The 25063-nt window shown below is 63.5% G+C and carries 21 protein-coding genes; 13 read left to right on the forward strand and 8 right to left on the reverse strand.

The annotated features are described in order from the left end of the window. The first annotated feature begins 130 nt into the window (after positions 1 to 130). Both JXQ94_RS09840 and JXQ94_RS09845 read left to right on the forward strand, forming a co-directional pair. Positions 131 to 2194 carry a TonB-dependent receptor plug domain-containing protein gene (locus JXQ94_RS09840; RefSeq protein WP_421923595.1) on the forward strand — a complete coding sequence of 688 codons (2064 nt, stop codon included), beginning with the start codon at positions 131 to 133 and terminating at the stop codon, positions 2192 to 2194. Between the two features lie 212 nt (positions 2195 to 2406). After that, positions 2407 to 3366, forward strand: a complete 960-nt coding sequence (locus JXQ94_RS09845) for an aspartyl protease family protein (RefSeq protein ID WP_421923596.1) — start codon at positions 2407 to 2409, stop codon at positions 3364 to 3366. A gap of 78 nt (positions 3367 to 3444) precedes the next feature. On the opposite strand, the gene JXQ94_RS09850 is transcribed toward JXQ94_RS09845, so the two are convergent. From JXQ94_RS09850 to JXQ94_RS09860, 3 genes are all read right to left on the reverse strand, one after another. Further along, positions 3445 to 5583, reverse strand: a complete 2139-nt coding sequence (locus tag JXQ94_RS09850; protein WP_421923597.1) for a peptide MFS transporter — start codon at positions 5581 to 5583, stop codon at positions 3445 to 3447. A gap of 158 nt (positions 5584 to 5741) precedes the next feature. After that, a complete protein-coding gene (locus JXQ94_RS09855; protein WP_421923598.1) occupies positions 5742 to 7115 on the reverse strand; it encodes a glutamate--cysteine ligase in 1374 nt (457 codons plus the stop codon). Between the two features lie 120 nt (positions 7116 to 7235). Further along, positions 7236 to 8003, reverse strand: coding sequence for a 16S rRNA (uracil(1498)-N(3))-methyltransferase (locus tag JXQ94_RS09860; protein ID WP_421923599.1), 768 nt, complete (start codon positions 8001 to 8003; stop codon positions 7236 to 7238). A gap of 100 nt (positions 8004 to 8103) precedes the next feature. On the opposite strand from JXQ94_RS09860, the gene ubiA reads away from it, so the two are divergent. From ubiA to JXQ94_RS09885, 5 genes are all read left to right on the forward strand, one after another. Beyond that, positions 8104 to 9030 carry a 4-hydroxybenzoate octaprenyltransferase gene (ubiA, locus tag JXQ94_RS09865; RefSeq protein WP_421923600.1) on the forward strand — a complete coding sequence of 309 codons (927 nt, stop codon included), beginning with the start codon at positions 8104 to 8106 and terminating at the stop codon, positions 9028 to 9030. Between the two features lie 85 nt (positions 9031 to 9115). Continuing rightward, complete coding sequence (locus JXQ94_RS09870; protein ID WP_421923601.1) at positions 9116 to 10522, forward strand: M16 family metallopeptidase; 1407 nt, start codon at positions 9116 to 9118, stop codon at positions 10520 to 10522. Further along, a complete protein-coding gene (locus JXQ94_RS09875; protein WP_421923602.1) occupies positions 10519 to 11934 on the forward strand; it encodes a M16 family metallopeptidase in 1416 nt (471 codons plus the stop codon). Before JXQ94_RS09870 ends, JXQ94_RS09875 begins: the two co-directional genes overlap by 4 nt. Positions 11935 to 12023: 89 nt before the next feature. Beyond that, positions 12024 to 13454, forward strand: coding sequence for a M16 family metallopeptidase (locus JXQ94_RS09880; RefSeq protein WP_421923603.1), 1431 nt, complete (start codon positions 12024 to 12026; stop codon positions 13452 to 13454). A 26-nt stretch (positions 13455 to 13480) separates the two neighbouring features. Continuing rightward, positions 13481 to 14890 (forward strand): M16 family metallopeptidase, encoded by a 1410-nt coding sequence (locus tag JXQ94_RS09885; protein WP_421923604.1) that lies wholly within the window; start codon positions 13481 to 13483, stop codon positions 14888 to 14890. Positions 14891 to 14982: 92 nt separating this feature from the next. On the opposite strand, the gene JXQ94_RS09890 is transcribed toward JXQ94_RS09885, so the two are convergent. Next, positions 14983 to 15351, reverse strand: coding sequence for a VOC family protein (locus JXQ94_RS09890; RefSeq protein WP_421923605.1), 369 nt, complete (start codon positions 15349 to 15351; stop codon positions 14983 to 14985). Between the two features lie 62 nt (positions 15352 to 15413). On the opposite strand from JXQ94_RS09890, the gene JXQ94_RS09895 reads away from it, so the two are divergent. The 4 genes from JXQ94_RS09895 to JXQ94_RS09910 all read left to right on the forward strand — a co-directional run bounded on the left by JXQ94_RS09895 (position 15414) and on the right by JXQ94_RS09910 (position 18887). Then, entirely contained in the window at positions 15414 to 16073 is a 660-nt protein-coding gene (locus tag JXQ94_RS09895; RefSeq protein ID WP_421923606.1) for a class I SAM-dependent methyltransferase, read from the forward strand. A gap of 39 nt (positions 16074 to 16112) precedes the next feature. After that, the gene (locus tag JXQ94_RS09900) at positions 16113 to 16544 is read left to right on the forward strand and encodes a MarR family winged helix-turn-helix transcriptional regulator (protein WP_421923607.1); all 432 of its coding nucleotides are present in this window, start codon (positions 16113 to 16115) and stop codon (positions 16542 to 16544) included. A 105-nt stretch (positions 16545 to 16649) separates the two neighbouring features. After that, entirely contained in the window at positions 16650 to 17426 is a 777-nt protein-coding gene (locus JXQ94_RS09905; RefSeq protein WP_421923608.1) for an enoyl-CoA hydratase-related protein, read from the forward strand. Positions 17427 to 17465: 39 nt separating this feature from the next. Further along, a complete protein-coding gene (locus JXQ94_RS09910; RefSeq protein ID WP_421923609.1) occupies positions 17466 to 18887 on the forward strand; it encodes a serine hydrolase domain-containing protein in 1422 nt (473 codons plus the stop codon). Between the two features lie 23 nt (positions 18888 to 18910). On the opposite strand, the gene JXQ94_RS09915 is transcribed toward JXQ94_RS09910, so the two are convergent. Then, entirely contained in the window at positions 18911 to 19348 is a 438-nt protein-coding gene (locus JXQ94_RS09915; RefSeq protein WP_421923610.1) for a BLUF domain-containing protein, read from the reverse strand. Positions 19349 to 19551: 203 nt separating this feature from the next. On the opposite strand from JXQ94_RS09915, the gene JXQ94_RS09920 reads away from it, so the two are divergent. After that, positions 19552 to 21057: a UbiD family decarboxylase gene (locus JXQ94_RS09920; protein WP_421923611.1), complete on the forward strand. Its 1506-nt coding sequence runs from the start codon at positions 19552 to 19554 to the stop codon at positions 21055 to 21057. Between the two features lie 796 nt (positions 21058 to 21853). On the opposite strand, the gene JXQ94_RS09925 is transcribed toward JXQ94_RS09920, so the two are convergent. Then, positions 21854 to 22435: a TIGR00730 family Rossman fold protein gene (locus tag JXQ94_RS09925; RefSeq protein WP_421923612.1), complete on the reverse strand. Its 582-nt coding sequence runs from the start codon at positions 22433 to 22435 to the stop codon at positions 21854 to 21856. Between the two features lie 69 nt (positions 22436 to 22504). Between JXQ94_RS09925 and JXQ94_RS09930 the strand changes: the two genes are divergently transcribed. Beyond that, positions 22505 to 23623 carry a PDZ domain-containing protein gene (locus tag JXQ94_RS09930; RefSeq protein WP_421923613.1) on the forward strand — a complete coding sequence of 373 codons (1119 nt, stop codon included), beginning with the start codon at positions 22505 to 22507 and terminating at the stop codon, positions 23621 to 23623. Here the strand turns inward: JXQ94_RS09930 and JXQ94_RS09935 are convergent. Continuing rightward, on the reverse strand, positions 23620 to 24705 hold the full coding sequence (locus JXQ94_RS09935; RefSeq protein WP_421923614.1) for a threonine aldolase family protein: 1086 nt from the start codon (positions 24703 to 24705) through the stop codon (positions 23620 to 23622). The two genes, JXQ94_RS09930 and JXQ94_RS09935, sit on opposite strands and share 4 nt — an antisense overlap. Next, positions 24702 to 25061 carry an ArsC/Spx/MgsR family protein gene (locus JXQ94_RS09940; protein WP_421923615.1) on the reverse strand — a complete coding sequence of 120 codons (360 nt, stop codon included), beginning with the start codon at positions 25059 to 25061 and terminating at the stop codon, positions 24702 to 24704. The genes JXQ94_RS09935 and JXQ94_RS09940 overlap by 4 nt, the downstream gene beginning before the upstream one ends. Positions 25062 to 25063: the final 2 nt, after the last annotated feature.

Raw genomic sequence — 25063 nt, forward strand, 5'->3', positions numbered from 1 at the left:
GCGTACGTAGCGCCCCGCACCGGCCCCGCCTAGAGCCTCAGCGACGGGGAGTTGGGCAGGTACAAAGCGTAGGGACATTATGCGAGGGATTTTGAAAAGCAGCGTGGCCGGCATAGCCGTCAGCGCGCTCATGGGTGCATCTGCATTCGCACTGCAGGACGGCCCGGCCGCCAGCAATTCACCACTTGTCCGGACCCAGTCCGGCGTGGCCACCTATCAGCAGGACTTCTTCACCAACTACGCGCCTGTCACGGCACTGGACATGGTGTCACGCGTCCCGGGTTTCGGCCTGTCGAACGGTGATACCAGTCGTCGCGGGTTGGGTGACAGTTTTGGCAATCTGCTGATCAACGGGCGCCGACCGTCGAACAAGTCACTGTCTCTGGAGACCGTGCTCCAGCGCATTCCGGTCGATGATGTCGCCCATATCGAACTGATCCAGGAAGCCCTGCCGCAATACGATATGCGCGGCCATTCGCGTCTCGTGAATGTGGTTCTGCGTGAGGGCGCCGGTCAGTCTGGTTCCTGGGATGCCCGCCTGCAAATCTCCGACAGCGGACGGCTCGGCCCGCGCCTCGTCGCCTCCTACACAACACCGGTCGGTCCGACCGAGATGACCTTCGGTCTCGACACGGGCATGAGCGGCAATCGCATTCGCCTGCGCGACAGCCTGCACGACGAAACCGGCACTGAGATTTTCCGCGGCCGCGACAATGATCAGCGCCACTACCAGGAATTCGCGCCGACCTGGTCGATGAATTGGGATATTGATGACGAGTCCCGCCTCCGCCTCGATGTCCAGGCCAATATCTGGACCTGGCACCGCGTGCGATTCAGCGACGTGGACTCGGTTTCCGGCGGCGCGCTGACACCCTACCGAATCGAACACAACGAAACCGAAAATCACGGCAGCCAATACACTGGCACCCTGTCCTACCAGCGAGACCTGACCGACACGATATCGACCGAGACCATGTTCCTCGCCACGCGGAACCGTTTTGAGGACGGTCCAGAGGCCTATGAGGAGTACGATCCGAATACAGGCTTCATCGAAGCCCTGATTGTCGATTTCGCGGGTGAAGTCGAGGAAACAGCCTTCCGGCAGACGATCTCCTGGGACCCGAATGAGCGCCACTCGCTCGAATTCGGCGGCGAGCATGCGCTCAATGCCCGCGATACGAATCTGGCTCTCGCGACCGATGATGGCACAACGGTCACGCCGATTGATCTGCCCGTGGCTGCCACTCGCGTCGAGGAAGCGCGCAGCGAGATTTTCGCCAACCATGTCTGGCAGATCAACGATCAGATGAATCTGGAAAGCGGTCTTCGCTATGAATTCTCGGAAATCACCCAGACCGGTGATGCCGAGCAGACCCGCTCCTTCACCTACCCCAAGCCCAGCATGACGCTGAATTATCGCTCCGATGACCGCAACCGCTTCCGACTCACCGGTCGCCGCGATGTCGCCCAGCTGGAATTCGGCAAGTTCGCATCCTCTGTCGATCCGGCCGACAATAATTCCACCCTCGGCAATCCGGACTATGTGCCCCAGCGCACATGGACCATCGAGGGCGAATGGGAACGGCGCTTCGGCGATGAGGGGTCGTTTTCGTTGCGGATAGGCCATGACTGGATCCAGGATCTCGACGGCTGGGTTCCGATTGTCACGCCGACGGGCGTCTTCGACGCACCGGGCAATATCGGCGATGGCACCAATTTGCGGGTCACCGGCAACATGACCACGCCGCTGGATTCGCTTGGCCTCAACAATGCCGTGCTCGATATCTTTCTCGAGTGGTACAACACCAATGTCGAAGACCCGCTGACAGGCGAGGACCGTCACTTCTCCGGCTATCGCGAATGGGAATTGGCGCTCGACTTCCGCCAAACCTTCCCGGAAAGCCAGATGGCCTGGGGTTGGGATTATCACTGGATCACGGACGGCGAAGTCTTCCGCGCCCAGGAATATCAGCTCCATGACAATACCGATGGCGATCTTGATATCTATGTCGAGACGACACGCTTGTTCGGCGTGACACTTCGGGCCCAGGTCGACGGTGTTTTCAACAATGGCGATGACCGTCAGCGCGTCTTCTATGACGGCTCTCGGGCCAATGGCATCATCGACGCAACCGAGTATCGCAACATCTCCAGGGGCCGCACCTTCCAGATCAGTGCCCGCAGCACATTCTGATGATCCGGCGCCGGCAGCCTGGCTGTCGGCGCCGATCACATTGAAGAGAGCGCCGCATCAATACGGTGGCGGCGTGAAACAGGTGCGGCTAGGCTCACACCCGTGCGGACCTGAAGGTCCGGAACCGAAATTCATCCTGTGCCGGTGTGGGGGCTGCTGGCGCAAACGAGCTGCAGCGGTGATCCCACCGCATGGCAGGCACAGGAGCGCGCATGAGCGTACATGATCGTGACTTGAAACCACGCCGGCTGAGCCGGGCGCTGCTCGCGGGCACCGCCCTGGCCCTGGCCTCACTCGGTCTGGCCGCGCCGGGCCAGGCCCAGACACGAGTGAATCTGGTGCGCGCGCCCAGTGGTCATCTGCTGATCCCGGTCTCGCTCAATGAGAGCGAGCCCCAGACCTTCATTCTCGATACCGGCGCCAGCAATACCGCCATCGCCCAGCCGATCGCCGAAGGTGTCGGCTTCGTGTCGCAATGGGAAGATTACGACCTCGTCCAGTCGCTGAATGCGCGGTTCGACGCCGAGCGTTACCCGATCGAACGGCTCTACATGCCAGGGCTCGACCCGGTCGGCGTCAACAGCGTGATCATCCCGGTGGCCGCAGAACATCCCCTGCCCGTTGCCGGACTCCTGGGCGCGGACGCCATCACTGCGGACCGCTATGAGATCGATGTCGACACGCTCCAGCTGATTCTCGACAGCGGGCCTGCCGCCCATCCGGACGGTCAGATCGAACGCCGCGGCCTGCTGATCGGCGAAGCGCAACTGCGCCGTCGCTCGGCCCCGGTCCATGTCATCATCGACACGGGCAGCTCGCACACACTGATCAATCGTCAGCTTCGCCGCCATCTCTTTGATGCCGGCGTCCAGTTCAACATCAATGTCGCGGTCTCCGGGATCGAGGATGAAGAACCGGAAGAAGCCCGGCCTGTGCTCATTCGCCAACTGCAGATCGGTGGCCTTTGCGTCGACCAGTCTCCGGCGCTGCAGTCCGATCTCGACGTCTTTGACGCGCTAGGCTGGGCGGACGAGCCGGCCATGGTGATCGGCATGGACACGCTGCGCCATGCCCGCATCCGCGTCGACCGGACGACGGGCGTGTTCGAGATTTCCGGTACCACCGAGGCCACACAATGCAATGGCGACCGGGTGCAGATGCCCGGCCTTTAGCGGCCCCGGACATGCGCAAGAAAAAGGCCGCGGAACCTCAGGTTCCGCGGCCTTTCTCATGACAGTGTCGAGCGCGGTTTAGGGCGCGTCCGACGACCGGTCCATCGACGGGCCACCGGCTTCGGTTTCGGTCGGATGCGCGGTCAGGCTGCTCTCCGCCATCAGCCGCTTGATGATCGGTGAGATCAGCAGCATCAGCAGAGCGATCAACATGGCGATGATCCCGACCTGCGTATAGACGCTGACATAGGTCGCCTTGGCTGCCGCCACATTGGTCAGCTGCCCGCCAACCGTTTCGGCCCCCGTCGACTTCGCGATCACGCCGGCAAGATAGTTGGACAGACCGGAATAGAGGAACCAGGCCCCCATCGTCATCCCGACGACCCGTGCCGGTGCCAGCTTGGTCACCGCGGACAGACCGACCGGTGAGAGCAGAAGCTCCGACATGGTGTGGATCCAGTAGATCAGGAAGATGAAGACAACCGCCGTCATCCCGGCCGAGCCACCGGCCTGCATACCGCCGACCAGGGCGAGGAATCCAAGTCCCACACCAAAGACACCAATCGCGAATTTCACCGGCGTCGAGGGCTCACGGTTCCGCTTGGCCAACGCAATCCACATCCAGGCCACGATCGGCGCGAAAATGAAGATGAAGCCGGCATTGAGCGACTGGAAGACCGGGGCCGGTACCGACCATCCGAAAATGGTCTTGTCGACGAGTCGGTCGGTGAACAGGTTGAGTGAGGATCCAGCCTGCTCGAACAGGGCCCAGAACGGGATCTGCGCGAGCACGAAATAGATCGCCGCAAACATGCGACTGCGCTCGACACCGCTCAGCTTGATGATGCTGTAGAGGACGAGCAGGACAAAGATCGCCACGCCCAGCATGCCGACAAACCACTCGGGAATGACGTGCGCATTCATGACCAGCGACATCGACACGGCAATAATGCCCAGCCCGGCCAGATAGCAGGCGTGTTCGACCGTGATCGGGCCAAGCACCTTCTTCTTCAGCTTTTCGGGATTGGGCGGCTCGGCGCGACCTTCAAGGTATTTCTGACCCCAGATGAAGACAGCCAGACCGGCCAGCATGCCGACGCCGGCGAGGCCGAAACCCCAGGCCCAGCCATAGACAATACCGAGGATGCCGCAGGTGATGGATGACAGAAATGAGCCCAGATTGATGCCCATGTAGAAGAGCGTGAAACCGGAGTCGCGACGCTTGTCTTCGACGCCATAGAGCGAACCGACAATGGTCGAAATATTGGCCTTGAGGTAACCGACACCGGCAATGATCAACGCCAGCGAGAGGTAAAGGATGAAGACGTAGAGCGGCTGGCGAACCGGTTCGCCTACGGCATACTCGCCTTCGGCGGCACTGGTCAGCACCGTGTCATCATCATTGTCCCGGGTCCCATTGTCGTTGACGACCTCAAGATAGTTTTGATCGGCCTCGGCGAGCTGATAGGTCGCGCCGGCGATCTCCACCGTGCGAACAACGTCGTCACCGTCCATGGAGATCGTGACCGGGAACGCGCCCTCGCCGGGCAGTTCGAGTGTCGTCGCCGGCTCGTCACCCGAGCAGGACGCGATCCCGAACGTATTGCAGATATTGGCGAGGAAGCTGCGCGGTTCCGCGATCAGAGCGTATTCGGCCGCGCGTTCCACTTCCTGCTCGGCCGCGTCATAGCGTTCACCGAGGAAGCTACGGGTATCGCCATCGCTACCTGTCAGGGTCAGCGTGGTGTCGGTCCGGAAAACCAGCAGACGATCCGCGCCTTCATAGTCGATGAAGAGCTGCTGGCGGTCGCCACGCCCTTCGGCCTGAAGCTCATAGGTCTCGTTGGCGACCGTGATGTCCTGGCGAGACCCGCTGCCTTCAAAGGCCATCCCCAAATGGCCGAGGACCAGCAGGACGGCGCCAAATGTCACCGCCTTGCGCTGACCCAGATACCGATCAGCCAACGTCCCGCCGATAATTGTCATGATGTAGACCAGCGCCGTGTAAGCGCCGTACATCACGCCCGAGCGCTCATCCGAGAACAGGAAGTGCTGTGTCAGATAAATGATCAGCAGGCCCCGCATCCCGTAATACGAGAAGCGTTCCCACATTTCGGTGAAGAACAGGATGGCCAGCCCCTTCGGATGCCCGAAGAAAGAGGTGTCCTTGTTTTCTTGATTGGGTGCATTACCCGGCGTTGCGGTCGTGTCCGTCACGCGTATCTCCCCAGTACCCGCCCCACGCGGGCTTTAAATAGGCGGGCAATTGACCACGCGTACGGGGAAGGCTCAAGCCTCGAGGACGGGCGGATACATGGGAGCCCTACACATTTGGGTGTGCACTGTTCATCCGGGAACGGATATTCTGACGTCCGCTAGTAGGCGCACTCGGTGAAAACCGGCTCGATGGAACCGCCCCACGCGCCGTTGAAACGCGCGATCAGATCCTCGGCCCGGGTGCGTCCGGTGCGGACGATCTCGTCGAGATCATCCAGGAAAAGCGTCTCGCTTTCGCCATGGCCATTCAGCCTGGCGCGCGCGCGCAGGCCAGACCGGGCGATGGCGAGGGCTTCGCGGGCGATGTCCTGCAGCGTGCCATCACGGAAGGGCGTATGCAGGCCGGTCTTCGCAGCGCCGACCCGCAGGGCATCGCGCTCGGCTTCGGTCCAGTCTTTCACCAGATCCCAGGCGGCATCCAGCGCCGTGTTGTCATAGAGCAGCCCGACCCAGAAGGCCGGCAGGGCACACAGCGTGTTCCAGGGACCGCTGTCGGCCCCGCGCATTTCCAGGAAGGTCTTCAGGCGCACTTCGGGGAAGACGGTGGAGAGATGGTCTTCCCAATCACTCATCACCGGCTTTTCACCCGGCAGGATGTCGAGCTTGCCGGCCAGGAAGTCGCGGAAGGACTTGCCGGTGGCGTCCTTGTATTCGCCGCCGCGCTTGACGAAATACATCGGCACATCAAGCGCCCAGTCGCGATATTGCTCATAACCGAAACCCTCGTCGAAGACGAAGGGCAGCATGCCGGTGCGGTTATTGTCGGTGTCGGTCCAGACATGGGCCCGATAGGACAGGAAGCCGTGCAACCCGCCATCCTTGAAGGGCGAATTGGCGAACAGGGCTGTCGCCAGCGGTTGCAGGGCCAGCGAGACGCGGAACTTTTTCGCCATGTCGGCTTCGGTCGAGAAGTCCAGATTGGTCTGGACCGTGCACGAGCGGAACATCATCTGATGCCCCATCGTGCCGACGCGTGGCATGTAGGCCTTCATCAGCCCGTAGCGGGCCTTGGGCATCATTGGTGTGTCTTCCAGCGACCATTTCGGCGAGAAGCCAAGACCGAGGAAGCCGGCGCCGATCTCGTCGGCGACCTCGCGCACTTCCTTGAGATGGGAATTCACCTCGGCACAGGTCTGGTGGATGGTTTCCAGCGGCGCACCGGAGAGCTCGAACTGTCCGCCCGGCTCCAGCGTGATCGAGGCCCCCTCGCGTTTCAGGGCGATCAGCTCGCCGCCCTCGCGCACGGGCTGCCAGCCAAAGCGTTCCAGCCCGGACAGCATCTTTTCGACGCTGGGACCGCCTGCGCGGAATGGCAAGGGCGTGTGATCGCCCAGGGCAAAGCCGAATTTCTCGTGCTCGGTACCGATGCGGAAGGCGTCCGCAGGCTTTTCACCCGCGGCGAAATAGGCCGTCAGCTGGTCCAGGCTCTCAATGGGAGCACCTTCGCCGCCCGAATTATACGTGCCGCTCATATCAAGCGCCCCCGCCGTTCAAAATGTCCGCAACAGATATGGGGGCACTGCGCCGGGAACAAGGGCAAGGCGCTGAGATTCACAGCGTTGTGACGGCGCGGCATCGACAGCCCGACCTGCTCAACGCCAGTCCCCGCACGCGCTTTGCCAGATCGTCAGTGCCGCAATGACTGCCGTCTCGGCGCGCAGGATGCGTGGCCCCAGCGTGACCGGGATGACGTGATCCAGGCTGCGCAGGCGCTCGCGCTCGGCGGGCGAGAAGCCGCCTTCGGGACCGATCAGGATCGCGGCACGCCTTGACATGTCCGCCTCCGCCAGCGCCGCCGCCATGGGCTGCCCGCGCCCGCGCGCGCCACCCCAGGCTTCGTCGGCGTCATCACCGCTTTCATCGCAGAAGATGATCACCCGGTCGGCCGGCCAGGCGCCGAGGACCCGGTCAAGCTTGTCGATCTCGCGGATCGTCGGCAGGTCGAGCCGTTCGGTCTGTTCGGCGGCCTCCCTGGCGATCGACGCGAAGCGCTCATACTTGATGCGGTCGGACTGGGTCCGGGCCGTCATCACCGGACAGATCGCCGCGACGCCAAGCTCGGTCGCCTTCTCAACGATGAGGTCGGTTTTCTGGCGCTTGACCGGCGCGAAGAGCAGCCAGAGATCGGGCACGCCCTGCTGCGGCCGGGTCTGCGCCTCAAGCTGCAAGGTCGCTGCCTTTTTCGAGGCGTGGGCGATTTGCGCCGACCACTCGCCGTCGCGGCCATTGAAGACGCGAACCGGATCGCCTTCGCCGCGCCGCATGACATTGAGCAGATAGTGCGCATCCTCCCGTGTCAGCGGCAGGGTGGCACCGGCAATGAACGGTGCATCGATATGGAGGCGGGGTGCGGTCGACATGTCTTCCGCTTTGGCCGCGCCGCCGCGCCAGGTCAAGTCCCGGCAGCCCGCAGCGCACTCCTGCCTTGAATTGGCCGTCAGGCTTTGCCAAACACCGGGGATGCAACTGAATTTCGACCGTCGGGTCGCCGACAGCCTGCCTACATCCTGGGTCGACCGAGCCCCGCTCGCCCTGCGCCCCTATCTGCGGCTGGCCCGCTATGACCGGCCCATCGGCTTCTGGCTGCTGGCCCTGCCCTGCTGGATGGGGCTCATGGCAGCACGGATCGGCGACGGGCTCGGGCTGCATGATCTCTGGCTGGCGGTGCTCTTTGCAATCGGCGCCATCGCCATGCGCGGGGCCGGCTGCACCTATAACGACATTGTCGACCGTGAACTCGATGCCCAGGTAGCGCGGACCGCCGACCGGCCGCTCGCAGCCGGGACGGTGACGCTGAAACAGGCCTGGCTCTTTCTGGCGGGACAGGCGCTGGTCGGCCTGATTGTGCTGATGCAATTACCGGTGATCGCGATCGGTGTCGGCCTGGCCTCGCTCTTGCTGGTGGCGGCCTATCCCTTCATGAAGCGCATTACCTGGTGGCCGCAGGCCTGGCTCGGCCTGACCTTCAACTGGGGCGTTCCCGTCGCCTATATCGCGGCAATCGGCCGCGCCGATGGCGTCATGATCGTGCTCTATGCCGCCTGCGTCCTGTGGACGCTGGGCTATGACACCATCTATGCCCAGCAGGACAGCGAGGATGATGCGCTGGTCGGGGTCAAGTCGACCGCCCGCCTGTTCGGCGAGAGCTCGCAATACTGGGTCGCGGGCTTTTACGGCGCCAATGCAATCCTCATCGCCCTCGCAATCTGGATGAGCCAGGCGACGCCCTGGATCGTCATTCCGTTCACGCTCTACACCGCGCATTTGTTCAACCAGGTCCGGCGCCTTGATATCGAAGACGGGGCCAGATGCCTTGCCCTTTTCAAATCGAACAGGATCAGCGGGCTGCTTCTGGTCGCCACGCTTTTCACTGGCGCCCTGATTTGACCCCGGCGCCCGGCGCTGGCTTGATAGGCAGGAGCGCGCTCGCCGCGCCGGCCATCAGATCGCGCTACCAGTCAGGATGAGTGTCATGCGTCTAGTTATCCGAGCCTTCGTCGGGCTCGCCCTGAGCCTGTGTGCCGGCCTGGCCTCCGCCCAGGAAACGCCCGCCCCGCAAAGCGCGCTTCACATTCCGGTGCGCTACGAGACGCTCGACAATGGTCTGCGCGTTGTGCTGGCGGAAGATCACACCGTGCCGACCGCAACGGTCGCGGTTTATTACGGGGTCGGCTACCGCAATGAACCGCGCGGACGCACCGGTTTTGCGCACTTGTTCGAGCATGTCTTCTTTGCCGGTTCGGAAAACCTGCCGGATTCGGTCTTTTACTATTTCATCTCGGGCATGGGCGGCATCGCCAACGGGTCGACCCGACTGGATTTTACCAATTATTTCGGCGTGGTCCCGGCCAATGCCCTCAACGCCTTCCTGTGGGCCGAGGCTGACCGCATGGCGGCACCAACCATCAGCACCCAGGTTTTCCAGCGCGAGCGCGACGTCGTGCGCAACGAAATTTTCGTCAATGTCCAGAACCAGGCCTATGGCGACTGGACCTGGATCGACCTGCCCATGGTTGCCAATGAAAACTGGCACAATGCGCACAATTTCTACGGCGACCTTAGCGATCTGGATGCGGCAACGGTCGAGGATGCCCGCGCCTTCTTCGAGCAGTACTACACGCCGCGCAATGCGGTCCTCGTCGTGGCGGGCAGCTTCGACACCAACGAAACGCTGACCACGATCGAGCAATATTTCGGCGATATTCCCACCGGTCCCGAATTGCCGGAGATCGACGTCTCCGAGCCGCCGCAGACCGAGGAAAAATGGGCGGAGATGACGGACCCGCTGGCAACCGAGCCCGGGCTGGCTGTGGCCTATCACATGCCCGAGCGGGGCACGCCGGACTATTTCGCGATGATCCTGATCGACCAGATCCTCGTCCGTGGCGGCGATGCCCGCCTGCGCCGTCGGCTGGTTGACGAGTTGGGTCACGGCACCCAGATTTCCGGCGGGATCAACCTGTTGGGCAATGTCTTCAACTATGACGGGCCGATGCTGTGGACGGCGAGCATCATCCATGATGATGCCGTCGCACCGGATCAGGTCCTCGCCGATTTTGACACAGTGATCGACTCCCTGCGCGCCAATCCGGTCAGCGCCGAGGATCTCGCCGCCGCCCGCAGCAAGTTTCTCACCGAATTCTACTCCAGCCTCGACTACTCAACCCGCTTCGGCGTGGCCGACCTGCTGGCGAGCTTTGCCCTGTTTGACGATGACCCCAGCCGGATCAACCGGATCGAGGACGGCTTTGAGCAGGTCACGCCGGAGCTGATCCAGCGGACAGCCCGGACCTGGCTGCGCCGAGAGAACCGGACCGTGCTGGAATTGAGACCCGGAGACGGACGCCCGGCCGCGCCGACCGGCGAGGAGGCCCCATGATGATCCGCTCCGTCTTCCTGCCCGCCCTCGCCCTTCTGGCTGCCATTGCCGCGCCAGGAGCCCGCGCCGACGAACCCGGTCGTGGCCTGCTGCCGCCCGCGCCGGGCGAGCCCAATCCCTTCGAACTGCCTGCCAGCCAGACATTGACCCTGGAAAACGGGCTGACGGTCACCTTTGTGCCTTGGGGCATGACCCCGACCATGGATGTGATTGTCTCCGTGCGCGCCGGCAATATCGATGATGGCGAACAGACCTGGATTGCCGATCTCACCGCCGCGATGATGGAGGAAGGTTTCGCCGGCATGGACCGGGCCGAGATCGGGGCCCGTTTCGGTGCCATGGGCGGATCGCTCAATACAAGCGTCACCCAGACCAGCACGCTCATGGGCAGCTATGTCCTGGCCGAACATGGTGAAGACGCGCTCCATCTGATCGCCGATGCGGTGCGCCGCCCCGACTTCCCGGCCGACGCCTTCGAACGGATCCGGTCGGGCATGTCGCGCGATATCGAACGCCGCCGCCTGGAGCCGGGAAGCCAGGCTTTTGTGACCGCCTTCCACACACTTTTCCCGGAGGGCCACCCCTATCATTTCGGACTGCCCCGCCCGGGCCAGATCGACACATTTACGCTCGCCGATGTGCGCAGTTTCCACGACCGGCATTTCAGCGCAGGACGGACCCATCTCTATATCGCCGGCCGCTTCGACACGCTGGAAATGGAGGCGGCCGTCCGTGACGCGTTCGGTGACTGGCCGCGCGGGGCTGCCGACACCGCGCCGCAGGCCGTGCCGGCGCGCGGCCCCGCCGTGCATCTCATTGACCGCCCCGGCGCCCCGCAGAGCACGGTTCATCTCGTCTACCCTGTCAGCAGCGTCACATCGAAGGATGCGACCGCGATTTCCATCATGGATGCCGCCCTGGGCGGCGCCATCGCTGCCCGCATGCGCGAGGCCGGCTGGTCCTATTCGCCGACCAGCTACGTGCAATGGACCCGCGGTGGCGGCATGTGGACCTATACCGACGATATCGACACACCGCGGACGCTGATCGCGCTGACAGCCGTTTTCGACACCATCGGGTCGCTGCGCCAATACGACTGGGAGATGGAGAGTACGCGGCGCTGGCTCGCCAGCCTCTTCGTGATGTCGGCGGGATCATCCTATGGTCTGCTGGAAAACCTTGGGCTGCGGGACAGTTTCGGTCTCGATCATGATTATCTCGACCAGCGCGTGCCCTCGATCATGAGCACGAGTGATCGCGAGGTCAGCGCCGTCGCCCGCGCCTATCTGCGCGATGACCGCTTCACCCTTGTCATCGTCGGCGATCTGGACCGGATCGAGGATGATATCCGCGGCATGCCGAGCCTGCGGCTGGCCGATATCGTCCGCCACGAGGCCGCTCCGACGGATTAAATCTTCGTCATGACGGTTTGACCCGGTCGGTCGGGAGGGCTTTGATACGGCCTTCCAATACGGCTACTGCAGTCACGAGCGGGGATATCATGACACTTTACAGAGGCTTGGCGACCGGATTCGGGGCGCTCCTCCTGGCTGCGTGCCAGCCGGCCAGTACGCCGGACGACACGGCCACAACCGAAATGGCACCGGAGAGCGTGGCCGAGACCGGCCTGTCGACCGATTTCACGGTCGATGTCAGCTATCACGAACTCGACAATGGCCTGCGCGTTGTCCTGTCCGAGGATGCCAGCGTGCCAACCGCGACCGTGGCTGTGTATTACGGCGTTGGCTTCCGCAACGAGCCACGCGGCCGCACCGGTTTCGCCCATCTGTTCGAACACCTGATGTTCGCCGGCTCGGAGAATCTTCCGCACGGCGCCTTCGACACGCTGATCTACGGGTCCGGCGGCGTGAACAATGGCTCGACGCGCTATGACTTCACCAATTATTTCGAAGTCGTCCCGTCCAACGCCCTGAACGCCGTGCTGTGGGCCGAGGCCGACCGCATGCGCGCCCCCAATCTGGATGAAGCCCAGCTCGACAATCAGCGCGAAGTCGTGCGCAACGAGGTCTTCGTCAATGTGATCAACCAGCCCTATGGCGGCTGGATCTGGATCGACCTTCCGATGGCGGCCAATGAGAACTGGCACAATTCGCACAATTTCTACGGCGACCTGACCGATCTGGACGCGGCCAGCCTCGAAGACGCCCAGGCCTTCTTCGACCAGTTCTACGCACCCAATAATGCGGTCATCGTGGTCGCCGGCGCCATCGATCGTGACGCCACCCTGGCGACGATCGAGCAGTATTTCTCCGCCATTCCCGCCGGTGACGCCCTGCCCGAGATCGACACGTCCGAACCGCGCCAGGAAGAAGAGAAATTCGCCGTCCGCGACGATCCTCTGGCCAACCAACCGGCCCTCGCCGTGGGCTATCACATGCCCGAGCGCGGGACGCCGGAATACTATGCCATGATCCTGATCGACCAATTGCTGGTCCAGGGCGATGACAGCCGGCTCAACCAGTCCCTGGTCAATGAGGAAGGTTTCGCCTCCGGCGTCTTCGGCGGCATCAATCTTCTGGGCAATGCCTTCAATTACGACGGCCCCATGCTGTGGACGGTCGGCATGATCCACGACAGCGAGTTCACCGTGTCGGACGTCATGACCTCCCTCGACGCAACGATCGAAGGCGTGCGCACGGATCTGGTCAGCGAGGCTGATCTGGAACGCGCCCGTACCAAGCTGTTGTCGGACTTCTACGGCACGGTCGATACGTCGACGCGCTTCGGCCTGGTCGATCTTTTGGCCTCCTTCGCGATGTTTGATGACGATCCCAGCCGGATCAATCGCATCACCGAAGGCTTTGAACAGGTGACGCCGGAACTGATCCGCGCCACCGCGCAGGACTATCTGCGCCCGACCAACCGCACCGTGCTCGAAGTCCGCCTCGCGGACGAAGACGGCACTGAGTGACCAGGACCCCGGAAGGAATGAGACAGATGACCATTCGACTTTTCCAGGCGGCCCTGACGGCTGCCAGCCTCGCCCTCCTGCCAAGCCTCGCCCAGGCCCAGCAGCCGAGCGAGCAACCGCCCATTGGTGACCCGGTTCCCTTTGAATTGCCGGAAACCCGCAGCTTCACGCTCGATAACGGGCTGGAAGTGACCTTCATCCCCTTCGGCCTCGCGCCGACGGTGAATCTGTCGCTCCAGGTCCGGGCCGCCAATCTTGATGATGGCGCCCAGACCTGGCTCGCCGACCTGACCGGCGCGATGATGGAAGAAGGCGCGGGAGGTCGCTCCGGCGAGGACATCGCAACCGAAATTGCCGCCATGGGTGGCGCCATCAATATCGGTGTCGGACGCCATACGACCGGCCTCACCACCGGCGTGCTGAGCCAGTACGGACCGGACGCAGTCGCGCTTCTGGCCGATGTCGCACAGCGCCCGAATTTCGATGACGGTGAGTTCGAGCGCGTGCGCGCCAATCTGGTGCGCAATGTCGATGTCCAGCGGGCCCAGCCCGGCTCGATCGCGACGGAAGCCTATCGGCGCATCCTTTTCGGACCGGACCATCCCTACGGCAACACATTGCCCGGGGAAGAACAGCTCCGCGGCTATGAGATGGCTGATGTGCAGGCCTTCTATGACGCCCATTACGGCGCCGGCCGGTCGCGCCTCTATGTCGCCGGTCATTTCGATGAAGCGGCCATGGAAGCGGCGATCCGCGACGCTTTCGGGGGCTGGAACCGCGGCGAACCGGATGCCGCAGTCGGGGCACCCGCCAGCGCCGGCCCGATCGTCCAGCTGATCGATCGCCCCGGTGCGCCGCAGACGACTATCCGTCTCGGCTTTCCGATCATGAGGATTGACCATGCGGACGCGCCGGCATTTGACGTGATGAATGCCCTCCTGGGCGGGTCCTTCACCTCACGCCTCACGCGCAATCTGCGCGAGGACAAGGGCTATACCTATTCGCCTGGCTCCGGCGAGACCTGGACGATGGATGGCGGCTTCTGGACCTTCAATGCCGATGTCACCGCCGAAGATACCGCGGCGGCCCTGCGCGAGACCTTCAACGAGATCACGCGCCTCCAGGGTGAGACTCCGCCGACCGACGAAGCCGACGGCATGCGCAACTGGCTGGCCGGAATCTTCATCCTGCAGAACGCCTCGACCGGCGGACTGATCAACCAGCTCGGCCAGCGGGACCTTTATGGGCTGCCGGATGATTATCTCGACCAGTATGTGCCCAATATTCTCGCCGTCAGCGATGAGGATATTTCGGCCATGGCACGGGACTACCTGCCGCTCGACCAGATGGTTCTGGTTCTGGTCGGCGACCTGTCCGTGATCGGCGAGGACGTCCTGGCCTTGCCGGAAGTCGCCGCTGCCGAAATCCGGGAGTAGGTCGCACGGCCCGAAGACCCCCATCAGGGGCAGGCAGGATTGATGCGTGACGCTCCGCCTGCCTGCCCCTGACGCAAGCGAAATCCCCGTCCCTACTGAATATTCTGCGCAAACAGGATGCGGTGACCGTCCGGCGTCTGTACGCCAAACTCGCGCATGCCCCAGGGCTGGTCGGTGAGCCGGTGGATGATATCGACACCCGGCCCCTTGATCTCGTCGTGGAAGGCGCGGACATCCTCCAGCTCCACATAGGCGAAGAATTGATGGTCACCGAGCCGGGACGGCGGGATGGCATCCACGCAATGCCCGATCCGCAGATAGCAATTGTCGCGACGCAGGAAAGCCCAGCCATCGGCCCGGAGCCAGTGCTCGAACCCCAGCTTCTCGACCCACCAGCGGGCGGTGGATTCCAGATCATTGACCGCCAAAACATAGGTTGATCGTGTCACACGTGTCGTCATGGCTTGCTCCCTTGGCCCGCTCCGCCTAACCGGATGGCACGGCCATCCTGACAGGAAGCATCATGACGGGCACCCCCCGCCTCGAAGACCCGCACGCCTTCATCCGCGCCCATACCGCGCTGATCACGCCGCCCCTGGTGCCGGAGGTGTCGCTCCATCTGGCCGTCGAAACCGTCGCAATCTGGGAGCAGACAGAGGAGGCCCTCGGCGAAATGGGTCTGCCGCCGCCCTTCTGGGCCTTCGCCTGGGCCGGCGGACAGGCGCTGGCGCGCTATTGCCTCGACCATACAGACCTGGTTGCCGGAAAGCGCGTGCTCGACTTTGCCGCCGGCGGGGCGGTGTCGGGCATTGCCGCCATGAAGGCCGGTGCCGCCTCGGTCGAGGCCTGCGAGCTGGATGCCTTTGCCATCGCCGCCATCGAGACCAATGCCGGTGCCAATGGCGTCGCACTGACCGCACGGCTGGGCGATCTGGTCGGTACCGATGACGGTTGGGATGTGGTGCTGGCCGGAGACGTTTTCTACGAGGCGGAACCGGCCCGCCTGATCGGCGGCTGGCTTGAGGCGCTCAATGCCCGCGGCGCGACAGTGCTGATTGGCGATCCGGGCCGCTCCTTCCTGCCTCAGGACAAGCTGGAGAAGCTGGCCGAATACACCGTGCCGGTCACCCGCGACCTGGAAGACCGTGAGGTGCGACAGGCCAAGGTGTGGAAGTACCGCTGACGCTCCCCCCGCCGGAAGAATCAACCCAGTCTGCCAGTCATGGCCCGCGCTCGCGCCGTTGACCGGCGATTATTCCTTCTGCTCGAGATTGCCGCCCGGAAGCTCAACCGGGATGCCGATGCACGCCTGAAATCCGTCGCCGGTGTGACTTCGGCCCAGGCCGCCGTGCTCTTCCTGCTGGCCCGTCGCGGCGAGCGCCGTATGGGCGATATCGGCGAGATGCTCTCGCTACACCCACCGGCGGTCACCGGCCTGGTCAACCGGATGGAAGCCCTGGGCCTCGTCACCAAGGCTGTCTCCGCCACCGACAAGCGCTCAGCCGTGGTGTCGCTCACCGAGAAGGGCCGCGCCCTTGGCGACACAGCCGATCACATCCTGCGCGATCTCAACACAGAGCTGGAAACGCGCCTGGGTGAGGATGACAGCGACATGCTGCACCGTGTCCTGACACGACTCGCCGTCGATATCTGACACTCGGGTCGGCACCGTAGGTGACGTTTACGTCAACTGAATCACGGTGTTCAAGCGCCCCGTTTTTGCTCTAGGCTCCCAAAAAACATCATGAGGGAGGCTCGCGTGAGCGAACTGGTTTTGGTCGAAACTGCGGATCGTATCCGCACCATCCGTTTCAATCGTCCTGAGAAGAAGAATGCTCTCACCCAGGACATGTACACCGCCGCCGCCGAGGCCCTGGAAACCGCTGATGGGGACCCGTCAGTCCGCGTGAGCATCCTGACCGGTGCCGATGGCGTCTTCACGGCCGGCAATGACATTGTCGACTTCACCCAGCGCCCGCCGGAATTCGGTGAGCATGACACGCCGCCAGTGCGCCGTTTCATGATGGCGCTGCTGAATGCCCAAAAGCCGGTGATCGCCGCCGTGGACGGTCTGGCGATCGGCATTGGAGTTACCCTGCTCCTGCATTGCGACCTCGTCGTTGCGTCTGACCGGGCGGTTTTCAAGACACCTTTCGTCGACCTCGCCCTGGCCCCGGAATTCGCCTCCTCCCAGCTCATGCCGCGCATCTTCGGCCATGCGGTTGCCGCTGAACTCCTGCTGCTGGGCGACACATGGAATGCCCAGCGTGCCCGCGAGACCGGCCTGGTCAATCGCGTCACCGAACCGGCGAAGCTGGAAGAGACAGCCCGCTTCATGGCCAGCATCCTGGCCGCCAAGGCGCCGACCTCGCTCAAGGCATCCAAGGCCCTGATGCGCGCGCCCGCCGAGAGCATCGAGGCGCGCATGGACCGCGAAAACACGATCTTCGCCTCACAACTTCAATCGCCGGAATTCGCCGAAGCGGCGGCGGCCTTCCTGGAGCGTCGCGCTCCGGATTTCGACAAGCTGGGCTGATCCGGTCAGACCGGCCGCGGGCATCACAGGGGAAAGATCATGAAAAAGCGCTACTTTGTCGGCGGCACGCTCGCCATCCTTCTCGCCGCCGGTATCACGGCGCTGAACCTGTCGCCGATCGGCCGGATCTACCTGCCCTCGGGCACCGGGATCGTCGCCAAGCAGATGTGCTCCCTGACCTGGGTGTCCGGCCTGGAGTCCGATCAGGCCTATGATTTCTACCTTGCCCCGCTTCTGGGCGATGCCGGCAGCGTGATCGGCTATGACATGGATGAGGAGAACCGCGAGGTCACGGCCTCCGTGCTCGGCCTGTTCTGGCATCAGCGCGCGGTCTGGCGTGACGGGCTGGGCTGCACGCTGGTTCATGGCGGTGAAGGCTTCGATCCCGACCTGACCGTCCCGGCCGAACAGGACTTCATTCCGCTCGAACTCGACACCGATCATCGTGACCAGTGGTTCGACACCGAGGCGCTGGATGCTGCCATTGCCGATGCGTTCGACGATATCGAGGCCGACAGCCGGCAGACGCTCGGCGTCGCCGTCCTGCACCGCGGCCGCCTGGTCGCCGAGCATTACGCGCCGGGCGCCAGCCGCGAGACCCGTTTCCATGGCTGGTCGATGACCAAGAGCACGATGGCCACGCTCGCCGGGGTCCTGGTCGAGGAGGGTCGCCTGGACATCAATGCCGAGGGTGCCGTTCCCGCCCTGGCCGAGATCGACGATATGCGCCTGTCCCAAATCACCATCTCCCACCTCCTGCGCATGGCGGGCGGTCTGGCCATCGCCGAAGACAATACCGGCACGGACCCCAATTCGGAGATGCTCTTCACCCAGTCCGACATGCCGCGCTATGCGGCGACCCGCGACCGCCTGCACGCGCCGGGCGATCACTGGCAATACATGAGCGGCAACACCATCCTGGCCACCGACACCATGCAACGTCTGCTCGGTGACACCTTGCCGGACCAGGTCGACGGGCTGCGTTCGCGCATCTTTGCGCCGCTGGGCATCCATTCAGCGATCATGGAACCGGGCGAGAATGGCGTCTTCCAGGGCTCGTCCTACATGTATGCCACCGCCCATGACTGGGCCCGCCTCGCCCTGCTTTACATGAATGACGGCATGGTCGACGGCGACCGCATCCTGCCCGACGACTGGTATGACATCGTCGCCGAACCGACGCCGGGCTCGAATGGCCAATACGGGATGGGCTTCTGGCTGCCCAATGAGCGCTCGAGCCTTCCTGCGGACACCATTATGATGAGTGGCTTCCAGGGTCAGTGGGCCTATGTGATGCCGGAACAGGAGCTGGTGATCGTCCGCTTCGGCGCGACGATGGGCGTGAATTCGCGCTCCGGCGGGCTCGCACTGGCGGTCAGCGGCTCGCTGCAACCGCCTGTCGAGGACACCCCGCAGATCACGGATGCGCCGGCTGAGGACAGCCCCACGCCGGACGAGTAGCAGATGCGACTGGGGATGGGAGGCTAGGCCGCTTCGCAGAGCGGCGGAGTCTCCGCGATCACGCCATGCATCAGGACCTGGTGGACGTGCTGGCTGACCGCAAAGGACCCGGCGCGTTTCTCGGTAATGGCGCTGGCCAGGGCGTGATTGACGAGCGCGTCGGGCGTTCTTGCCACGGCCCAGGTGTCGAACTGGCGGCGCAGCACCGGCACGAACTCCAGAACCTGCAGGTCAAACACCCGGGGATCCTCTTCCGCGAGCCGGTGGAAGGCGCACAGTTCGCCGCTCTTGCCCTCGATGACTTCAAGCAGGAGACCGGCATCCACGACCAGCCCACCCGTCAGGACGTCATCGACACTGGTCTGGAGGCAGCACGCCAGCAGCGAGCCGAGGTCACTCTTCAGGACGACCGACCGGGTGTCCACCGTCGTGCGGGCCGCGAGGACCATTCTGTGAAGCATGCCTGTTTCCAATCGCGTCGGGACGAGGTTGCTCCTAAGCCTGAAAGCTGAAACACGGGTCAAATCTGTCGACCGGATTTGTCTCGAATTTTCGACAAATCCTTCCCGGTTCCGCCAAGCTCCCGATGCTGCGGCAGAAAGCGGGCTGGACTTTCGGTGGCGAAGTTGCAGTTTCGAGTGCACAACAAAGCAGGACTGCCCGCATGGCCTACAAATCGCTTCGCGAATTCATCGATCAGCTCGAGGCCGAGGGCGATCTCGTCCGCGTCACGACGCCCGTCTCCACCGAGCTGGAGATGACGGAGATTCACAAGCGCACCCTGCATGCCGGTGGACCGGCCATCCTGTTCGAGAATGTCATCAATGAACGCGGCGAGGCGAGCGAGATGCCTTGCCTGGTCAATCTGTTCGGCACGGTCAAACGCGTCGCCCAGGCGGTCACGCTCGGCGGCGAAGCCCGCACCACTGGCACCGAATTGCGGGAGGTCGGCGAACTGCTCGCCTTCCTGCGGCAGCCCGAACCGCCGCGTGGCCTCAAGGAAGCCGCCGAGCTGCTGCCGCTGGCCAGGACCGTCATGTCGATGCGGCCGAAAACCGTGAAAAAGGCGCCCTGCCAGGATGTTGTGCTGACCGGCGATGAGATCGATCTCGACCGCCTGCCGATCCAGACCTGCTGGCCCGGCGAGCCGGCCCCGCTGATCACCTGGCCGCTGGTTGTCACAAAGGGCCCGTCTGACGACAAGCAGGATGATTTCAATCTCGGTATCTACCGCATGCAAAAGCTCGGCAAGGACCGCACCCTGATGCGCTGGCTGAAGCATCGTGGTGGCGCCCAGCATTATCAGCGCTGGAAGGACAAGAAGCCCGACCCGCTACCCGCCGCCGTCGTCCTCGGAGCCGATCCCGGCACCATCCTCGCCGCGGTCACGCCGATCCCGGACACGCTGTCGGAATACCAGTTCGCCGGCATTCTGCGCGGCAAGAAAGCCGAGCTGGTCGATTGCAAGACCATCCCGCTCAAGGTTCCCGCCGAGGCCGAGATCGTGCTGGAAGGCCATGTCCTGCTGGACGAGTACGGCCCGGAAGGCCCGTATGGCGATCACACCGGCTATTACAATTCCGTCGAGCATTTTCCGGTGTTCCAGATCAGCGCGATCACCATGCGCAAGGACCCGATCTATCTGACCACCTATACCGGACGCCCGCCGGACGAGCCGGCCGTGCTGGGAGAAGCGCTCAACGAGGTCTTCATCCCGCTCCTGCAGCAGCAATTCCCGGAAATCCTCGATTTCTGGCTGCCGCCCGAGGGCTGTTCCTACCGTATCGCCGTGATCGCGATGAAGAAGGCCTATGCCGGTCATGCCAAGCGCGTGATGATGGGGGCGTGGTCCTTCCTGCGCCAGTTCATGTACACGAAGTGGATCATCGTCGTGGACGAGGACATCAATGCGCGCGACTGGAAGGATGTGATGTGGGCCGTCTCGACCCGCATGGACCCGGCCCGCGACATCGTTACCGTCGAAAACACACCCATCGACTATCTCGACTTCGCCTCCCCGGTCTCCGGCCTGGGCTCGAAGATCGGTCTCGACGCGACCAACAAGATGGGCAATGAGACGACGCGCGAATGGGGTGAAAAACTCGACATGGACGACACGACCAAGGCGCGCGTCGACGCGATCTGGGAGGAGTTGGGGATTGAGGTCTAGGCCACATCCCGGCTTGTCGTCCGGGACTTTACCTCTCGGTCGGGCGTCTATTCATCCGCTCTCGGGAGGATGAAACACCGTTGGTCCCGGGTCTTAGCCCGGGAATAATGGGTGGAGTTGGCTCCCTTTCCATCCACCATTTCCGTCATCCCACGGGGGCCGCGCAGCGGATATCCGGGGGACCTGCGCTTTCCCGTCGACAGATTGGCTGAGGTCCCCCGGACAAGCCGGTGGATGACGGTGCCATCAAAAGATTGAAGGGATCGAAGTCGGGCCGTTTATCCCCCGCCGCGCCACCCTAACCCACTGCAAACACGCGGCTTCCACAAAAACTTGTCCCCGCCCCCTCGCACCCACCCCATACTCCTTCCGTCCCGCGTCACTCGAGGCCCGGATTGGTGATCCGGGGGCGTTGGGAGAACGGAGCTCGTCCGGTTGCCTGGAAACACCGCCAGACCAACCCGGCGTGGCCATCGGCAGGACGGCGGCACAAAGCTCGACCGTTTGTCCCTGTCGGTTTCGAGACGGGGCCGGTAACGGCTCCGACCAAATCTCCGTGTGCGAGGTGCCCCCGGCGCCACCCACAAAACTTCCATAGCAAGGCACCGGCAAGGCACCTCGCACCCCTCAACTGCCCAAACCGCCAGGCCTTCGCGCCGTGGCGCGGTGGGGCTTGTCATCCATCCATCAACTCAAGAAAGAGGAGCGCCTCATGCAGAGCCGCCTCCCTGACCACATGTCCGGGAATTCCGTGTCGGCGCATTCGCGCCTCTGGACGGTCGGGGAGGCACCTGGCTCAGGTCTGGCCGGTCTTGATGCGAACATCGGCGGGTGGGGGCGTGTAGGCCTCAAACGCATCCAGAAGCTTGGTCGGCCGGTCGGCAACGAGGAGCGCGCCGCGGTGTTCCGGCGTCAGGAAACCCTGGTCCGTCATCTTGTCGAGGAAGGCGACCAGGTCGTCGTAATAGCCATTGACGTTCAGGAGGCCGACCGGGTGACGGTGCTGGCCGAGCTGGGACCAGGTCCAGATCTCGAACATTTCCTCCATCGTCCCGATGCCGCCAGGCATGGCGATAAAGCCTTGTGAAAGCTTCACCATCTTGGCCTTTCGGGCGTGCATGGACTTGACCACATGAAGCGCCGAGAGGTCCATGTGGGCAATTTCCTTCAGAGCGAGGAATTCCGGGATCACGCCGACAACACGACCGCCCGCGGCCAGGGTCGCGTCGGCGATGCGACCCATCAACCCGACCTGCCCACCGCCATAGACCAGCTCGATCCCACGCAGGGCCATGATCTGTCCCAGCCGGTCAGCGACCTCGAGAAAGGCCGGATCCTGGCCGGAATTGGAACCACAATAGACGCAGATGGATTTCATTTTGGACCCGATAGTCTTGGCAAGTCAGCGCGCTGTCGTATCCTGCGGCAAACCGGTCCGGAGACAAGCATGAAACAGGTCGCGATCCTGATAGTCGCGCTGCTGGCGGCGGGCAAGATGCTTGCTCCCGCAGCCGCACAAATCGACGAGTCGATCGTCCTGCCCACAGAGATGTGTCGCGGCTATTTCTTCGTGCCGGTTACGTTGGACGTGCGCGAAGGCGAAACCGAGCAGGAGCGGACGCTCTGGTTCCTCTACGACACAGGTGCGGCCTCCAGCTTCGTCGATCCGGACAGTCTCGAGCGGGTTTCCGGCCAGCGGCTGGACACCGGGGTCCGGGCCAATTTCGGAACCACGATGTCCGGGCCGCTACGCCTGACGGGCTTGCGGGCCCGGGTCCGCGATCTTGACCATCTTTCTATCGCCCTGGGGCGCGAGATTGACGGCATCCTGGAATTCGATGCCTTCGAGGATGTCCTTTTGACCCTCGATTATGCCGCCAGCGAGATGCGTGTGGTGAGTGGGGAATTGCCGCGCGCGGACGGCGAAACCATCTTCCGGGCGAATGGACCCGACATCCGCCCCTGGATTCAGGTCCGCTTTCCCGGCCGGGGCACACGTCGCCTCCTGATCGATAGCGGAGCCGCACTCAGCTCCGTCATCCTGCGCGATATTGAGCGCTATGACACGGTCACGCCACCGCGGGCCACCGGGGCGGCGGTGCGCTTCACCGAAGTCGAACGTCGGTCTTCGGCCCGGCTTAGCGGCAATCCGACAATCGGATCAAATGTGCTGACCCAGCCCATCATCCAGTCAACGCCGGAAACGGAAATCCTGGGCGGTCAGGTGATGCGGCATTTCAGCTGGACCTTCGATCAGCGCAATGAGCGGGTCCGACTGGTGCGCAATGATCCGGAAACCCCGATCACCTTCGCGCCTCTGGTGACGCATGGGCTCGTACTGGTGCCGGAGAATGACGGCATGCGGGTTGCCTCCGTAATCGCCAATTCGCCTGCCTTCGATGCCGGCGTACAGACCGACGACTTCATCACCCATTTCAATGGCGCGCAGATGCGGGACCGCACCTGCGATCTGGAGAGCGCGCCACCGGAAACCCTCGACATAGATCTGATCCGCGATGGCGAAGCCCTGGCGCTGACCCTGACCCTCTACCCGCTCGTCGACTAGGCCGTGTCCAGACGCGCGCCCATTGCCCGGATCGCGGCAATGACGCGAGCCGGATCAGCAGCGAGCAGCCGCTCGCCCACGGCGATCTCGAGAGCCGGAACCGGGTCGGCCTCGAACGACCAGAAGCGATTGCCGAGCCAGACGCCGGTCGCTTCGGCCGCCGCATCGCGTGCCGCCTCGGCGGTCGCGACATCACAATCGAGACGGACATGCATCATGTTCACGTGCGGCACGTCCGGAGTGATCGTCAGGCCCTTGACCTCACCGACCCCGGCCGCAATCTCGCGCGCCCTCGCCACGAAGGCCGGTATCTTGTCGAGCCGCTCATCGAGCACGCGCAAGCCATCGGGCACCATCGGCCAGGCCGAGACCAGTTGCCCCCCCATGCGGGCGAGCCAGATCCGTGCGTCCGCCACGACGTCCGCCTCACCAGCGAGAACCGCGCCACCGGAGGCGCCGAGATCCTTGTAGAACGAGGCGTAGACCGAGGCGAAACCATCACAGATTTCCGGCCAGTCATGACCGGGCCAGGCCGAGGGCAGGCCCCATATCCGAGCCCCGTCCATGTGCAGGGTCTGCCCCAGTTCCGCAGCCCGCGCCTTGATCGCGACCAGTGTCTGCCAGTCCGGGACGGCGCCGCCATTATGGCGTTGCGGGAGTTCGATAAAGGTACAGCCTGCCCGCTCCGGCAGATCCTCGGGCCGCATCGTCCGCGACCACTCGCCGGCGATCACGGGCTCCAGCCCGTGCAGATGGATGTGACTGTCTTGCTCATGCAAGGCGAGGTGCGAGGTCGGGTGCAAACCGAGGCGCTTGTCCCCGGCAGCGGCGCAATGGAGACGCGCTGCGACACCCTGGGCCATCGTGCCCGAGGGAAACCAGACCGCCGCCGGCTTGCCGAACAGGGTCGCAATCCGCGCTTCAAGGCGGGCCACGCTCTCACCGGTCAGATAAGCCTCCGCGCCGAGTTTTTCACGGCGCATATATGCCGCAACCCGCTCCAACCGGTCAGCCGGCTCACCATCGGTATGAAACGGGAAGCCCAGATCAAGATCGCAGCGCGCTTTCAGCGCCACATTCATTCCGCCGCGCCGGCAGTGAGCGTGTCCAGAGTGGCCGCCGTCCAGCCAGCCCTGACCGCGTGGCCCGTCTCAATAACCGGACGCTTGATCAGGGTCGGATGCGCGATCAGAACGCCGGCCGGGTCGCCATCGGCAATGGCGCGATCCTCGTCCGACATGTTGCGCCAGGTGGTCGAGCGCGTATTGACGAGCGCCTTGGCGCCGACCTTGTCCAGCCAGGCCGGAACCTTGACGACCAGATCGGTCTCCGCCCGGATATCGACAAATTGGGGGGCGAGGCCGGCGGCCTCCAGCGCCTTCATGGCCGTCTTGCAGCTATCGCAATTCTTCAGACCGTAAACCGTCAAATTCGTCACGA

The sequence above is a fragment of the Maricaulis maris genome (assembly GCF_049116555.1).
Classification (GTDB): domain Bacteria; phylum Pseudomonadota; class Alphaproteobacteria; order Caulobacterales; family Maricaulaceae; genus Maricaulis; species Maricaulis maris_C.